12 protein-coding genes are annotated in these 15,586 nt (G+C 70.7%); 9 read left to right on the top strand and 3 right to left on the bottom strand.

Features of this window, described 5'->3' with window-relative positions; translation table 11 throughout:
- Positions 1–13 precede the first annotated feature (13 nt).
- The 8 genes from ACIHEJ_RS13550 (at position 14) to pgi (ending at position 10,428) form a co-directional block, all read left to right on the top strand.
- Positions 14–2,968, top strand: a complete 2,955-nt coding sequence (locus ACIHEJ_RS13550; RefSeq protein ID WP_400134957.1) for a M14 family zinc carboxypeptidase — start codon at positions 14–16, stop codon at positions 2,966–2,968.
- A gap of 297 nt (positions 2,969–3,265) precedes the next feature.
- Positions 3,266–4,273, top strand: coding sequence for a type I glyceraldehyde-3-phosphate dehydrogenase (gap, locus tag ACIHEJ_RS13555; RefSeq protein WP_366016899.1), 1,008 nt, complete (start codon positions 3,266–3,268; stop codon positions 4,271–4,273).
- Positions 4,274–4,406: 133 nt separating this feature from the next.
- The gene (locus ACIHEJ_RS13560) at positions 4,407–5,618 is read left to right on the top strand and encodes a phosphoglycerate kinase (protein WP_400134958.1); all 1,212 of its coding nucleotides are present in this window, start codon (positions 4,407–4,409) and stop codon (positions 5,616–5,618) included.
- 5 nt (positions 5,619–5,623) lie between these two features.
- On the top strand, positions 5,624–6,400 hold the full coding sequence (gene tpiA / locus ACIHEJ_RS13565; RefSeq protein WP_400134959.1) for a triose-phosphate isomerase: 777 nt from the start codon (positions 5,624–5,626) through the stop codon (positions 6,398–6,400).
- Positions 6,401–6,508: 108 nt separating this feature from the next.
- The gene (gene secG, locus ACIHEJ_RS13570) at positions 6,509–6,745 is read left to right on the top strand and encodes a preprotein translocase subunit SecG (protein ID WP_078992486.1); all 237 of its coding nucleotides are present in this window, start codon (positions 6,509–6,511) and stop codon (positions 6,743–6,745) included.
- A gap of 230 nt (positions 6,746–6,975) precedes the next feature.
- Positions 6,976–7,311, top strand: coding sequence for an RNA polymerase-binding protein RbpA (locus ACIHEJ_RS13575; protein ID WP_003957010.1), 336 nt, complete (start codon positions 6,976–6,978; stop codon positions 7,309–7,311).
- 139 nt (positions 7,312–7,450) lie between these two features.
- Positions 7,451–8,719 carry an MFS transporter gene (locus ACIHEJ_RS13580; RefSeq protein ID WP_400134960.1) on the top strand — a complete coding sequence of 423 codons (1,269 nt, stop codon included), beginning with the start codon at positions 7,451–7,453 and terminating at the stop codon, positions 8,717–8,719.
- A 56-nt stretch (positions 8,720–8,775) separates the two neighbouring features.
- Positions 8,776–10,428, top strand: a complete 1,653-nt coding sequence (gene pgi, locus ACIHEJ_RS13585) for a glucose-6-phosphate isomerase (protein ID WP_400134961.1) — start codon at positions 8,776–8,778, stop codon at positions 10,426–10,428.
- Positions 10,429–10,488: 60 nt separating this feature from the next.
- Here the strand turns inward: pgi and ACIHEJ_RS13590 are convergent, their stop codons facing one another.
- Genes ACIHEJ_RS13590 through ACIHEJ_RS13600 form a run of 3 tightly spaced genes read right to left on the bottom strand, consistent with a single transcriptional unit; the run spans position 10,489 to position 14,094 of the window.
- Positions 10,489–12,771: an FtsX-like permease family protein gene (locus ACIHEJ_RS13590; protein ID WP_400134962.1), complete on the bottom strand. Its 2,283-nt coding sequence runs from the start codon at positions 12,769–12,771 to the stop codon at positions 10,489–10,491.
- A gap of 55 nt (positions 12,772–12,826) precedes the next feature.
- Positions 12,827–13,582, bottom strand: a complete 756-nt coding sequence (locus ACIHEJ_RS13595; RefSeq protein ID WP_400134963.1) for an ABC transporter ATP-binding protein — start codon at positions 13,580–13,582, stop codon at positions 12,827–12,829.
- Positions 13,579–14,094, bottom strand: coding sequence for a PadR family transcriptional regulator (locus ACIHEJ_RS13600; protein ID WP_400134964.1), 516 nt, complete (start codon positions 14,092–14,094; stop codon positions 13,579–13,581). The genes ACIHEJ_RS13595 and ACIHEJ_RS13600 overlap by 4 nt, the downstream gene beginning before the upstream one ends.
- Positions 14,095–14,223: 129 nt before the next feature.
- On the opposite strand from ACIHEJ_RS13600, the gene ACIHEJ_RS13605 reads away from it, so the two are divergent.
- A complete protein-coding gene (locus ACIHEJ_RS13605) occupies positions 14,224–15,495 on the top strand; it encodes an ABC transporter substrate-binding protein (RefSeq protein ID WP_400134965.1) in 1,272 nt (423 codons plus the stop codon).
- Positions 15,496–15,586: the final 91 nt, after the last annotated feature.

The raw sequence follows: 15,586 nt of genomic DNA on the forward strand, positions 1-15,586 counted from the left end.
GCTAGGGGGGTTCATGAGACACAGAGCGAGATCGATCCTCGCTGTCGGCGCGCTCCTGATCGGCGGAGCGAGCCTCGTACCCATAGCCCAGGCGCAGAGCGGAAGCCCGGTGAAGTCCGACCCGGACGAGGTCAAGGTCTTCCGTGCCGACGTCACCCGGAAGCAGATACCCCTGCTCCTCGAAGCCGGGCAGGACGGCCAGGAACTCGACCAGCAGGTCGCGGCCGGCGGCAAGGCCGAGGTCGAGGTCTACCTCACCGACCGGCAGGCCGCGAAGCTCCGCAAGCAGGGCGTCGACCTCACCGAGCACACCGTCCCGGCCAAGGCGGAGGCACGCGCCGAGAAGGCCTCCCAGGGGGTGTTCCGCCCCTACGGCGGAAGCGGCGGGCTCAAGGAGGAGATCCTCCGGGCCGCCCAGGCCGATCCCGGTCTGACGAAGGTCGAGTCCATCGGCAAGACCGTGGACGGTCAGGACATCCTCGCGCTCAGACTGACCAAGAACGCGAAGAAGACGCAGGACGGCTCCAAGCCGTCGGTGCTGTACATGTCCAACCAGCACGCGCGCGAGTGGATCACGCCGGAGATGACCCGGCGCCTGATGCACTACTACCTGGACCACTACCGGACCGACCGGCGGATCAAGAAGATCGTCGACTCGACCGAGCTGTGGTTCGTCCTCTCCGCCAACCCCGACGGCTACGACTACACGTTCAAGGACTCCTCGACCCGCCTGTGGCGCAAGAACCTGCGGGACGTCAACGGCGACGGCGTCATCGGCACCGGCGACGGTGTCGACCTCAACCGCAACTTCCCCTACAAGTGGGGCTACGACGACGAGGGTTCGTCCCCCAACCCCACCAGCGAGACCTACCGCGGCGCGAGCCCCGAGTCCGAGCCCGAGACCAAGGCGCTCGACGGCTTCGAGAAGCGCATCGGTTTCAGGTACGCCGTCAACTACCACTCCGCCGCCGAACTCCTCCTCTACGGCGTCGGCTGGCAGGTGGCCACCCCCACCCCGGACGACGTGCTCTACAAGGCGCTCGCCGGAACCCCGGACGACCCGGCGATCCCGGGCTACCGTTCGCAGCTCTCCTCGGAGCTGTACACCACCAACGGCGAGGCGGACGGCCACGCGTCGAACGTCAACGGCACGGCGATGTTCACCCCGGAGATGTCGACCTGCCAGACCGCGTCGGCCGTCGATCCGAACGACGCCTGGAAGCCCGAGGACTGCCGGTCGGTCTTCAACTTCCCCGACGACGAGAAGCTGATCCAGCAGGAGTTCGTCAAGAACGTCCCCTTCGCGCTCTCCGTCGCCGAGACCGCCGTCCACCCCGACCGGCCGGTCTCCTCGGTCGGCCTGAGCGCCGCCGACTTCACCCCGGCCGCGTTCTCCACGTCGTACGCGCGCGGAGCGGACCAGGAGGTCTCGGTCGTCGTCCGCAGGGCGATCCGTGACAAGGAGCTCAAGTACCGGGTGAACGGCGGCCGCACGCTCGACCAGGCGCTGAAGCCCTGGAAGGGCGGTGCGACCTACGGCGGTGAGGACAACCTCTACTTCGACTCCTACCGGGCCGAGGTGCAGGACGGCGTGCCGGGCGACAAGGTCGAGGTGTGGTTCACCGGCGAGACGAGCAGCGGGAAGAAGGTCTCCAGCTCGCACTTCACCTACACGGTCGCCGAGCGGCCGAAGGCGGACACCCTCGTGGTGGCCGAGGAGGGCGCCTCGGCCACGCAGGCGCAGAAGTACGTGGACGCGGTCAGGGCGGCCGGGCACCGTGCGATCGTCTGGGACGTGGCCACCCGGGGCGTCCCGGACGCGCTGGGCGTGCTGCGGCACTTCCGCACGGTCGTGCACTACTCGGGGACGAACGGCCCCGGCAATCCCACTCAGCTCCAGCTGCGCGCCTATCTCAACGAGGGCGGCAGGCTGATCGAGGCGGGCGAGCTGGCCGGCGGAAGCGTCGACCTCGGCGACGGCACCCCGTCCGACGACTTCAGCCAGTACTACCTGGGCGCCTACAACCGTACGTCGACCGCCGGCGCCACCGCCTTCACCGGCTCCGGTGCCCTCGACGGGGTCGCCGGCGCCCTCGGCGACGCGCCCGGCAACCCGCTGGACAGGGCCGGCACCTACGGCGTCACCTCCGACGAGCTGCCGGCCGCCTCGTACCCGCAGTTCAGCAGCGCGGGCGCGGGCCGATTCGGCGGGACCGTCGACCCGTACGGCCCGTACTCCGGCTCGTACATGGCCGCGGCGGTGCACACGGACGACGCCTACAAGCGTCTCACCCGCACCATCGACCTCACCGGTGTCAGCGCCGCCGAGCAGCCGACCCTGACCGCCCGCATGTTGTGGGACACCGAGCCGGGCTACGACCACGCGGTGGTCGAGGCGCACCTCGTGGGCACCGACGACTGGACGACCCTGCCGGAGACCGGAGGTGCCACCGGGCAGACCGTGCCGTCCGAGTGCGGGGCCGGGTTCCTGATCGGTGAGCACCCCTGGCTGACGCACTATCTGACGCTCACCGGCAGCGTCTGCACCCCGACCGGCACGAGCGGTGCCTGGAACAGCTTCACCGGCAGTTCCAAGGGCTGGCGCCAGGTCGGCTTCGACCTCAGTGCCTACGCCGGGAGGTCCGTCGAGATCTCCCTCGCCTACGTCACCGATCCGGGCACCGGCGGGCACGGCGTCCTCGTCGACGACGCCTCGCTCGTCGTCGGCGGCACGGCGAAGGAGACCGAGGGCTTCGAGTCGTCGCTGGGCGCCTGGCGCGCGGCCGGACCGCCGGAGGGCAGCCCTGCGGTGCTCAAGGACTGGACGCGCACCGGGACTCTGTTCCAGACCTACGGAGCCGTCACGACGGACGACACCGTGCTGCTCGGATTCGGGCTGGAACAGGTGCCGTCGGCGGCCGATCGGGCGGCTCTGCTGAGGAAGGCGTTCGCCTCGCTCGACAGGTGAGCGCAACCCCCTCTCAACGGTGCGCGAACGGGGTACTCATCAAGTGAGCCGACCCGCTCACGAACGAGTGAAAACGGCGTCAAGAGCGCCCCGCATTCCGTAATAAATAAGGGTGAATCCACTGCCGATCCGGGATGGTCCGTACCCTACTGACGGGTACGGACCGCCTGCCCGTGTATGCGCCATCTCGATGTCACCTCGGGGCCCGCAGAGAGGTAGGGTCGGTGGTGGTCGGGGACATCCCAAACAGAGCTCGCCGGCACCGCATGGCCGGCGTACCAACGAGGAGATCGGTTCGTGACGATCCGCGTAGGCATCAACGGCTTCGGCCGCATCGGGCGTAACTACTTCCGCGCGCTGCTGGAGCAGGGGGCGGACATCGAGGTCGTGGCAGTCAACGACCTGGGTGACACCGCGACCACCGCTCACCTGCTCAAGTACGACACGATCCTGGGCCGCCTCAAGCAGGAGGTCTCCCACACGGCCGACACGATCACCGTCGACGGCCACACCATCAAGGTGCTCTCCGAGCGCAACCCGTCCGACATCCCCTGGGGCGAGCTGGGCGTCGACATCGTCATCGAGTCGACCGGCATCTTCACCAAGCGCGACGACGCCGCCAAGCACCTCGCCGGTGGCGCCAAGAAGGTCCTCATCTCGGCTCCGGCCAAGGACGAGGACATCACGATCGTCATGGGCGTCAACCAGGACAAGTACGACCCGGCGCAGCACAACGTCATCTCCAACGCCTCCTGCACCACCAACTGTGTGGCGCCGATGGCCAAGGTCCTCGACGAGAACTTCGGCATCGTCAAGGGTCTGATGACCACGGTGCACGCGTACACGAACGACCAGCGCATCCTCGACTTCCCGCACAAGGACCTGCGCCGCGCCCGTGCCGCCGCCGAGAACATCATCCCGACCACCACGGGTGCCGCCAAGGCCACCGCGCTGGTCCTGCCGCAGCTCAAGGGCAAGCTGGACGGCATCGCCATGCGCGTCCCGGTCCCGACCGGCTCGGTCACCGACCTCGTCCTCGAGCTCTCCCGCGAGGTCACCAAGGAGGAGATCAACGCCGCCTTCCAGAAGGCCGCCGAGGGCGAGCTCAAGGGTCTGCTCGAGTACACCGAGGACCCGATCGTCTCCTCCGACATCGTCAACTCCCCGGCGTCCTGCACGTTCGACTCCTCCCTGACCATGGTCCAGGAGGGCAAGAACGTGAAGGTCATCGGTTGGTACGACAACGAGTGGGGCTACTCCAACCGCCTCGTCGACCTCACGGTCTTCGTCGGCAACCAGCTCTGACACCTGAGCGGACCCCGAAGTGAGAGCAGGGCTCGGGCAGCGCACCGCCGCGCTGTCCGGGCCCTGTCCCACGTACTGACCACGTCCTTTTACGATCAGGTGCACCATGAGCCCTCATGTAGGAGTCCACTCAATGAAGACGATCGACGAACTTCTCGCCGACGGCGTACGCGGCAAGCGGGTCTTCGTCCGCGCCGACCTCAACGTGCCGCTGTCCGACGGGACCATCACCGACGACGGCCGCATCCGCGCCGTCCTGCCCACCGTCAAGGCCCTCACCGACGCGGGCGCCAAGGTGGTCGTCGCCTCGCACCTGGGCCGCCCCAAGGGCGCCCCGGACCCCGCCTTCTCCCTGGCTCCGGCCGCCTCCCGCCTGGGTGAACTCCTCGGCTCCGCCGTGGCCTTCGCGACCGACACCGTCGGCCGGTCGGCCACGGACACGGTCGCGGGCCTCACCGACGGCCACGTCGCCGTCCTGGAGAACCTCCGCTTCAACCCGGGCGAGACCGCCAAGGACGACGCCGAGCGCGGCGCGTTCGCCGAGCAGCTGGCCGCCCTCGCCGACGTCTACGTGGGCGACGGCTTCGGTGCCGTGCACCGCAAGCACGCCTCGGTCTACGACCTCCCGGCCCGGCTGCCGCACTACGCCGGCTACCTCATCACCACCGAGGTCGGCGTCCTGAAGAAGCTCACCGAAGACGTCAAGCGCCCCTACGTCGTCGCGCTCGGCGGCGCCAAGGTCTCCGACAAGCTCGCCGTCATCGACCAGCTGCTCGGCAAGGCCGACCGGCTGCTCATCGGCGGCGGCATGGCCTACACCTTCCTCAAGGCCAAGGGCTACGAGGTCGGCATCTCCCTCCTGCAGGCGGACCAGGTCCCGGCCGTCAAGGAGTACATGGAGCGCGCCGAGAAGCAGGGCGTGGAACTGCTGCTCCCCGTCGACGTCGTGGTCTCCCGGGAGTTCCCGGACCTGAAGGCCAAGGCGCCCACCGAGAACACCGTGGTCGACGCGGACAAGATCCCCGCCGACCAGGAGGGCCTGGACATCGGCCCGAAGACCCGAGAGCTCTACGCCTCGAAGCTCGCCGACGCCTCGACCGTCTTCTGGAACGGTCCCATGGGCGTCTTCGAGCACCCCGACTACGCCGAGGGCACCAAGGCGGTCGCCCAGGCACTCGTCGACGCGAACGGCTTCACCGTCGTCGGTGGCGGTGACTCCGCCGCGGCCGTGCGTACGCTCGGCTTCGACGAGAACGCATTCGGCCACATCTCGACCGGTGGCGGCGCCTCCCTCGAATACCTCGAGGGCAAGACGCTCCCCGGCCTCGCCGCACTGGAGGACTGACCTCAATGAGCACGCGCACGCCGCTGATGGCGGGCAACTGGAAGATGAACCTCAACCACCTCGAGGCCATCGCCCACACCCAGAAGCTCGCCTTCGCCCTGGCCGACAAGGACTACGAGGCCGTCGAGGTCGCCGTCCTGCCGCCCTTCACCGACCTGCGCTCCGTGCAGACCCTGGTCGACGGCGACAAGCTCAAGATCAAGTACGGCGCCCAGGACGTCTCGCAGCACGACTCCGGTGCCTACACCGGCGAGATCTCCGGCTCGATGCTGGCCAAGCTGAAGTGCACCTACGTGGTCATCGGCCACTCCGAGCGCCGCCAGTACCACGACGAGACCGACGAGATCGTCAACGCCAAGGTCAAGGCCGCCTACAAGCACGGCCTCACCCCGATCCTGTGCGTCGGCGAGGAGCTGGACGTCCGCGAGGCGGGCAACCACGTCAGCCACACCCTCGCCCAGGTCGAGGGCGGTCTGAAGGACCTCCCGGCCGAGCAGGCCGAGACGATCGTGATCGCCTACGAGCCCGTCTGGGCCATCGGCACCGGCAAGGTCTGCGGCGCCGAGGACGCCCAGGAGGTCTGCGCGGCCATCCGCGCCAAGATCGCCGAGCTGTACTCGCAGGACGTGGCCGACCAGGTCCGCATCCAGTACGGCGGCTCCGTGAAGTCGGGCAACGTCGCCGAGATCATGGCGCAGGCCGACATCGACGGCGCCCTGGTCGGCGGCGCCTCGCTGGACGCCGACGAATTCGTCAAGATCGTGCGCTTCCGCGATCAGTGACGCGAGCAGTGAGTAGGCGGTAGCGGCGATACGTCGTACCCTTGCGGGGGCACAGCCGAGATGCTGTGCCCCCGTCGTCCATCCGAATCCGAGGAAGTTGGTCCAGCCGTGGTTTTGGGGTTCTCGATCGCCCTGATCGTCTTCAGCCTGCTGCTGATGCTGCTGGTGCTGATGCACAAGGGGAAGGGCGGCGGCCTCTCCGACATGTTCGGTGGCGGCATGCAGTCCTCCGTCGGCGGCTCCTCGGTCGCCGAGCGCAACCTGGACCGGATCACCATCGTGATCGGCGTGCTGTGGTTCGCGTGCATCATCGTCCTCGGCATGCTGATGAAGTCGAACGGCTGACGCCGGTCGGCCGACACCGTGCACTGCGCACACATCACGCATATTCGGTACGTAAGGCCCCATGTTCGGTACGCGCTCCTGAGCGCGGCCTATCATGGGGCTTGCGTCTACGTGTGGGGTCTGTAACTCCTCTCACTGGACGCGCGTTGGGCCTTACGTAGACTGAGGCGCTCGCAGCGAAACGAAACGCCGACTCGCTTCGCGGCACCATTACGCAGGGAGTTACGACCGTGGCAAGTGGCAACGCGATCCGGGGAAGCCGGGTCGGGGCGGGGCCGATGGGCGAGGCCGAGCGTGGCGAGTCCGCGCCGCGTCTGCGCATCTCCTTCTGGTGCTCCAACGGGCACGAGACGCAGCCGAGCTTCGCGAGCGACGCACAGGTTCCCGACACCTGGGACTGCCCGCGCTGCGGCTTCCCGGCCGGCCAGGACCGGGACAACCCGCCGGACCCGCCGCGCACCGAGCCCTACAAGACGCACCTCGCGTACGTCCGTGAGCGGCGCAGCGACGCGGACGGCGAGGCGATCCTCGCCGAGGCGCTCGCCAAACTGCGGGGCGAAATCTAGGAGTTGAGACCGGCCGGGAGCCTGCGGGCGCCTGGCCGGAGCCGTCTCGGCACCCTCGCGGACGGCCCGATGTCAGTGGCACCCCCTACGGTTTTTCGTGACGCGGTTCTCCGTGACGGCGCGAAACGGAGGGGGAGTTGTGACGGGGGTCGAGAGGGGGTCGGGGTGTGCGCCTGTGTGGCGCGGCGGTTTCGGGAGGCTGTGGGGCGCCGCCGTGGTGTCCAGCTTCGGTGACGCGCTGCGTACGGCCGCGCTGCCGCTGCTGGCCGCCTCGCTGACCGACCGGCCGCTGCTCATCGCCGCGGTCACCGCCTGCGGCTATCTGCCCTGGATCGTCTTCGGCCTGCTCGGCGGCGCGGTCGCGGACCGGGTGGACCAGCGGCGCGCGATGTGGGCCGTGGACGCGGTACGCGGCCTGCTCGTGGCCTCCTTCGCGGTGGCCGTCAGCCTGGGCCACGCCTCGATCGCGCTGCTCATCGTGCTGGCCTTCACCCTGACCACCTTGCAGACGCTGTTCGACAACGCCGCCACGGCCCTGTTGCCGGCACTCGTGGACCGTGGCTCCCTCGGCAGCGCCAACGCCCGTCTGATGACCGGGCAGAGGATCGCGGGCGGTCTGCCGGGCGCGGCGGCCGTCCCGGTGCTGATCGCCGCCGGCGAGGCCGTCCCCTTCGCGGCCGACGCCGTCACCTTCCTCGTGGCCGCGGCGCTCGTCGCCTCCCTGAAGGCGGCCGTGCCGGAGCGCCCGCCGAGAGCGTCGGGCAGCACCCTGCGCGGGGAGATCGCCGCCGGACTGCGCGCCCTGGGGCGCGACCGGGCCCTGCGCGGCCTGTGCGCGGCCACGGCGCTGTGCAACGTCGGCATGGGAGCGCTGATCGCCACCCTGGTGGTCCTGGTGACCGACGGGCTGGACGCGGGCACCACCGGATACGCGGCGGCCACCACCGCGTACACCCTCGGCGGCCTGGCCGGGGGAGTGCTGAACCGGCGGGTCACGGCGCGGCTCGGCCCGCTGCGGACCGTGCTGCTGGCCGGCACCGTGCAGACCGGGGCGCTCCTCGTCATGGGCACCGTGCTCAGCCTGACCGCTCTGGTGGCCGCCCTCGCCGTCTTCGGCTCCATGGGCATGCTGTGGAACGTGAACACGACGACACTGATGCAGCACCGCACGCCCGACGGTCTGCTCGGCCGGGTCGGCTCCGCCTTTCGCACCCTGGCCGTCGCGGGGGCCCCGCTCGGCGCCCTGCTCGGCGGCGCCGTTGCCACGGCCTGGGGCCCGGGCGTCCCTCCCCTGCTCACGGCCGCTTTCTTCGTCCTGTCGGTCGCCGCGCTGATACCGCTCCGCCACCCGGACGTACCTGTTGTTGCGCCGGATGACGATGTCACGACGGCTCGTGCCGTGCGCTGATCAATTAGGTTGGGACAGGCAGCGGGACAGGTACCGAAAGAAGGCTGAAGTCGGAAATGAACGCAGACGGCCGTACCAGGCTCAACCAGAGGCCCGAGTGGGCCGCTCTCGCCAAGCACCGCGAGGAGCTGGCCGACACCCATCTCAGGGAGCTGTTCGCCGCCGACCCCGAGCGCGGCACCGGGTACACGCTCCAGGTCGGTGACCTGCACATCGACTACTCGAAGCACCTGGTCACCGAGGAGACGCTGCGGCTGCTGCGCGAGCTGGCGGCGGCGACGGACGTGTTCGGGCTGCGGGACGCCATGTTCCGCGGTGAGAAGATCAACGTCACCGAGCAGCGGGCCGTGCTGCACACCGCGCTGCGCGCCCCGCGGGACGCGGTGGTCGAGGTCGACGGCGAGAACGTGGTCCCGGCCGTGCACGCGGTGCTCGACAAGATGGCGGACTTCGCCGGCCGCGTCCGCTCCGGTGAGTGGACCGGCCACACCGGCAAGCGCATCAAGAACGTGATCAACGTCGGCATCGGAGGCTCCGACCTCGGCCCCGCGATGGCCTACGAGGCGCTGCGCAGCTTCACCGACCGCGATCTGACGGTCCGCTTCGTCTCCAACGTGGACGGTGCCGACCTGCACGAGGCCACCCGCGACCTGGACCCGGCCGAAACGCTGTTCATCATCGCCTCCAAGACCTTCACCACGATCGAGACCATCACCAACGCGACCTCGGCGCGCCAGTGGCTGCTGGACGCCCTCGGTGACCGGTCCGCGGTGGCCAAGCATTTCGTCGCCCTGTCCACGAACGCCGGGAAGGTCGCCGAGTTCGGCATCGACCCGGACAACATGTTCGAGTTCTGGGACTGGGTCGGCGGCCGGTACTCGTACGACTCCGCGATCGGCCTGTCCCTGATGATCGCGATCGGCCCGGACCGCTTCCGTGAGATGCTCGACGGCTTCCGCATCGTCGACGACCACTTCCGCACCGCGCCCGCCGAGGCCAACGCGCCGCTGCTGCTGGGCCTGCTGGGCATCTGGTACGACAACTTCCACGACGCCCAGTCGCACGCCGTCCTGCCCTACAGCCACTACCTGTCGAAGTTCACCGCCTACCTGCAGCAGCTGGACATGGAGTCCAACGGCAAGCACGTGGCGCGGGACGGCAAGGAGGTCGACTGGCAGACGGGGCCGGTCGTGTGGGGCACGCCGGGCACCAACGGGCAGCACGCGTACTACCAGCTGATCCACCAGGGCACCAAGCTGATCCCGGCGGACTTCATCGGCTTCGCCCGGCCGGTGGCCGAGCTGAGCGGTGAACTCCGGGCGCAGCACGACCTGTTGATGGCCAACTTCTTCGCCCAGACCCAGGCCCTCGCCTTCGGCAAGACACCCGAGGAGGTCCGTGCGGAAGGCGTGCCGGAGGAGCTGGTCGCGCACAAGACCTTCCACGGCAACCGCCCGACCACGACCGTCCTGGCGGAGGAACTCACCCCCTGCGTCCTCGGCCAGCTGATCGCCCTCTACGAGCACAAGGTGTTCGTACAGGGCGCGGTCTGGAACATCGACTCCTTCGACCAGTGGGGCGTCGAACTCGGCAAGGTCCTCGCCAAGCGCGTCGAACCCGCCCTCACCGAGGGCGCCGACGTACCCGGTCTGGACGCCTCCACACAGGCCCTGGTCGCCAAGTACCGGGAGCTGCGCGGCCGGAGCTGATCCCGCCCCACCGGCGACCCGGGCCGACTGGCGGCCCGGACCTGCTGGGGCCGGGCCGGCTCAGGCCGCCGCGCTCAGGGTGTCCGCGAGGCGTCTGCGGGCCGCGCGGGACGCGGGCAGCGCGGCGAGCGCCGCCGCTCCCAGCACGGCGGCCGAACCCAGTCCGAGCAGTAGCGCCGGGGAGGGCGACTGGGCGATCCCGGCGCCGATGCCGCTGGAGCTGCCCTGGGCGTCGATCAGCCGGCGGCCCAGCGGCAGCCCCAGCGCCGTGGCGGCGACCGCCGCCACCAGGGCCGTACAGCCCGTCGCCGTCACGGTGATCGCGGTGATCTGGCGTGGGGACATGCCGATCGCCCGCAGCGCCAGCATGTCCCGCTCGCCCTCGCGGACGCTGCCGCCGATCGCGGTGAGCAGTTCGACCAGCCCGATCAGGGCCAGCACGGCGATCAGTCCGGCGACGACCGCGCGCAGCGGGGACAGCCCGTCGGCCGGGTTCGTCACGGTGTGCACGTCGAGATGGCCGGCGCCGGCCTCGCCGAGTGCGGTGGCCACGCGGTGCGGGTCGGCGCCGGGGCGCAGCCGCAGCTCGTAGAAGGCGGGGGAGAGCCCGGGATCGTTCTCGCGGAGGGTGTCCAGGGAGGTCGTCACGACCCGTCCGGCGTTCTGCGGTTCGATGCTGCGGCCCACGATGTGCAGGATCTGCGGCCGCTCGCCCACCGTCATCCGCACCCAGTCGCCGACCCGCGCGTGCAGCAGGTCCAGCAGGCCCTGGCCGGCCACCGCCTCGTCGGGCCCGCGTGCGGCCCGGCCGTCGGCGAGCGCGTAGGGGTAGGGCTCGGCGCGGGTGCCGACGCCGCGCAGGGCGATGGTCCCCGTCTGCCCGGGCACGAGAGCGGCCACCTCCACGCCCGGATAAGCGGCGGTGACCCGGGAGTCGCCGGTCAGCAGGGCCCGCACACGAGAGGCGTCCAGCGCGCCGTCGGAGCGGACCGTGAGCGCGGTCGGCACACCCACCCGGGCGGGGCTGTTGTGGAAGCGGTCGATCGTGGTCCACGCGCTGAGCGCCACCACGATCAGCAGCAGGGGCAGGGTCAGTCGGGCCACGGTGGCCAGCGACCGGCCGCGTCCGGCGACCACCTTGTGGCAGCCGAGGACCAGCGCGGCCGGCAGCCGCAGGCCGAGCGCCCGCCGTGCCGGACCGGTCAGCCGGCCGCCCGCCGACGCGGCCGGGCGCGGCACCGGAACCGGCGGCACGCGCCCCGCCCGCCAGGCCGCGAGTCCGGTGGTCACAGCGATGAACAGCACCGCACCCACCGGCACCACGCACAGCGCCACGGTGTGCCCCGGCAGCCCCTGCCACACGCCCACGGCGTCGCCGAGCCGCCCGGGGATCCGGCTGCCCAGCGCCTCGGTGAGCCCGGCCGCGGCCACCGCACCGAGCAGCGCGTAGGCGAGGTGCTGGAGCAGGAAGACGCGGACGACCTGGCCGGGGGTGAAGCCGATCGCCTTCAGTACCGAGAGGTCCCGCAGATGCCCGCGGATCCGGGTGGCGATCGCCCCGTGCACGGCGAACCCGGCGGCGATCAGGGCGCCCAGTCCGAACAGGCCGAGCACCTGACCCAGCAGCCGGTTGTCGCCCTGGGCCGCGGACCGGCCCTGCTGCCAGGTGGAGACCTCGCCGACCGCGCCCGCGCCGAGCACGGTGACGGCACGTTGCACGGCGTAGTCGGTGTCGTCGGCGTCGCCGAGCCGCAGCCCGGTCACCTGGGAGCCCGGCGCGCGGACGGCGGACGGCAGTGCCCACACCAGCCCCGGCTGCTCGCCCGGGCTGTAGTGCGGTTCGGCGCTGTCCGCGATGCCCTCGACGGTCAGCGTGCGGGCCGTGCCGGGCAGGACGAGGGTGTCCCCGGGCTCGGCCAGCAGCGCCCGGGCCAGGCTGCTCTCCAGTACCACCCCGTCCGGCCGGGACGGGTCCAGCCAGTGCCCGGCGGTGAGCAGCGGCCGGCCGACGGAGGGCAGGTGCGGGGTGCCGCGCAGCTCCACGGAGGCGCGGGTGCCGCGCGAGGCGACGGTGGCGGACTCGGCGCGGTAGGGGCCGGCGACGGACTCGACACCGTCCAGCCGGGCCAGCCCCCGGGCGTCGGCGGACAGCGAGGTGTGGATCCACACGTGCGCGCCGCGGGCCTGGGTGAAGACCCGCTGCCAGGGGTTGGTCGCGTAGCCGAACAGCGCGGTGGCCAGCAGCAGCGAGGCGACGATGCCGGCGGTGGCGAGCACCAGGAACAGCGCCTCGCCCCGGTGGGTGCGCAGATCGGAGTGCGCCCAGCGCAGGGTTGCCCGCATGTGCCTCAGCCCCCGGGCCCTGTGGTCGCGCTCCTGCCTGCCCCGCGGCGCATCATCAGTCCCTCAGCTCCAGCACCCCGGAGATGCCGGGGCGGCGGGGCGACGGCGCGCCGTCCAGGGCGGCGTCGTCGGCTATGCGTCCGTCGAAGAAGCTGATCACGCGGTCGGCGGCACTGGCCAGCCGGGCGTCATGGGTGACCAGCACGATCGTCTGGCCGCGCCCGTGGAAGCGGGACAGCAGCCGCATCACCTCGCGGGTGCCCTTGCTGTCGAGGCTGCCGGCGGGCTCGTCGGCCAGCAGCAGCGGAGGATGGTTGACCAGGGCCCGGGCGAGCGCGACCCGCTGCTGCTCGCCGCCGGACAGCTCGCCCGGCATGCTGCGCTCCTTGCCGTCGAGACCCAGCTCGGCGAGGAGCGCCTCGCGCTCGGCGCGGGCCTTCCTCGGCGGGACGCCGGCCAGCAGCGCGGGCAGCTCGACGTTGTCGGCGACGGACAGGTTCGACACCAGGTTGAAGAACTGGAAGACGATGCCGATGGCCTTCCTGCGCTCCACCGCCCAGCGGGCCTCGCCGAAGGCGTCCGTGCACCGGCCGTCCAGCCAGATGCTGCCCCGGTCGGGCCGCTGCAGCCCGCCGAGCAGGTGCAGCAGTGTCGACTTCCCCGCGCCGGACGGTCCGGTGATCGCCACGAACTCGCCCCGGGCCACGCTCAGGTCGACCCCGCGGACGGCGTGCGCGGGCGCGCCCTCGCCGTGGTGGGTCTTCACCAGGCCCTCGGCACGCAGCACGGGAGCGGCAGAGCCGTCGCTCATTCCAGCTCCTCCAGTTCCTCCTGGCACCGCTCCAGCCAGTCGAGGTCGGCCTGCAGATGCAGCATCGCGCCCTCGATCAGCAGATGGGCGATTCGGTTGTCCCGGTTCTCGGCCGCGGTCAGTTTCGACAGGTTGCGCATGGTGGTGAGGTACTGGCGCCGCTGCCGGTTGATGAGGGCGATCTGGTCGGCGAGACCGGTCTGCGGGGCGAGGGCGAGCTTCATGAAGAACTCGTCCCGCACCCGCGGCTCGTCCTCGGTCTCCTCGAACCAGGCGTGCAGCGCTTCCCGCCCGGCGTCGGTGAGGTGGTAGACCTTCTTGTTGGGCCGGCTGGACTGCTCGACGTCCTCGCCCTCGATCAGTCCCGACTTCTCGAGGCGGCCGAGGGTGACGTAGATCTGGCCGACGTTCGGCTGAGGGTACGCGGAGCCCAGCAGTTGCTCAAGGTCCTGCTTCAGCTCGTAGCCGTGGGCGGGGCCGCGGGCGAGGAGTGCCAGGAGGGGCAGGCGCACTCGGGCTGTCCTCCTGTCTGCTCACAATGTGCTCCAGACCCTAGTATCGCCCATACCTAACGGGTATACATGGCCCCTGACTCCCGGCGAGGACGCCGGAGCCGTGTGTACGTGTTCAAGGAGGAACCTATGCGGTGGATCCACGCCGCCGGTAGGGGCCTCCTCGTTCTCGCCGTGATCCTGACCGGGTACGTCGCCTCCGGCGCGCACGCCGACGAGGGTGCGGGCGAGGGCCGCGGCCCGCTCACCCTGGCCACGGCCGGCGATCTCACCGGCTACCTCGGCCCTCTGCTGCAGGGCTGGAACCGCACCCACCCCGGGGAGAAGGTCACCCTCGTCGAGCTGCCGGACTCCGCCGACGAGACGCACGCGCAGATGACCACCGACCTGCGCGGCGGTGACCGGGGCCGCTTCGACGTCCTCAACATCGACGTCAACTGGACCTCGGAGTTCGCGGCGGCCGGCTGGATCCGCCCGCTGCCCCGCGACCGGTTCCCGCTGAAGAGCTTCCTGCCACCGGTCGTCGGCACGGCCACCTACGACGGCCGGCTGTACGCCGTCCCGTACGTCACGAACGCCGGACTCCTCCTGTACCGGAAGGACATCCTCGCCAAGGAGGGCGTGCCCCCGCCGCGTACCTGGGCCGAGCTGGAGCACGACGCGAAGACCATCGCGCCGAAGTACGGACTCGGCGGCTACGCCGGCCAGTTCCTGCCCTACGAAGGGCTCACCGTGAACGCGGCCGAGGCCGTCTACTCGGCGGGCGGCACGATCCTCGGTGACGAGGGCACCCGGGTCACCGTCGACTCCTCCGCCGCCCGCGAGGGCATCGGCTTCCTCGCCCGCGGCGTCCGCGAGGGCTGGATACCGAAGGCGGCGCTGACGTACAAGGAGGAGGAGTCCAAGCAGGCCTTCCAGAACGGCAAGCTGCTCTTCCTGCGCAACTGGCCCTATGCCTACGCCGTCGCCTCCGCCAAGGGCTCGGAAGTCGCCGGAAAGATCGGCGCCGTACCGCTGCCCGGCCCCGACGGACCGGGCACGAGCGTGCTCGGCGGCTCCAACCTGGCCGTCAATTCCCACACCCGGCACGCCGATTCGGCCGCGCGGCTGATCGCCTATCTCACCAGCGCGCCCGTCCAGCGCCAGGTGCTCACCCGGGGCGCGCTGCCACCGGTGCGCGCCGCCCTGTACCGGGATCCGGCCCTGGTGCGGCGATTCCCGTATCTGCCGACCCTGCGCACCGCCGTGGGCACGGCCGCGCCGCGCCCCAAGAGCCCGCACTACGACCAGGTCAGCCTGGCGGTGCAGGCGGTCGTGCAGGATGCGCTCAGCGGGCGGGAGACGCCCGGGCAGGCCGTGCGCCGACTCGCGCGCGAGCTCGACGCCATCGCCCGTCGATAGTTACCTGTTAAGTAACGCCCACATCTCATTCGGCTGCGACATGCCCGTTTCAGTCCCTATTTGTACCCCCAACTCCCCGGTAACCGTCGTT

The organism is Streptomyces sp. NPDC052301, from assembly GCF_044593395.1.
Taxonomy (GTDB): Bacteria; Actinomycetota; Actinomycetes; order Streptomycetales; family Streptomycetaceae; genus Streptomyces.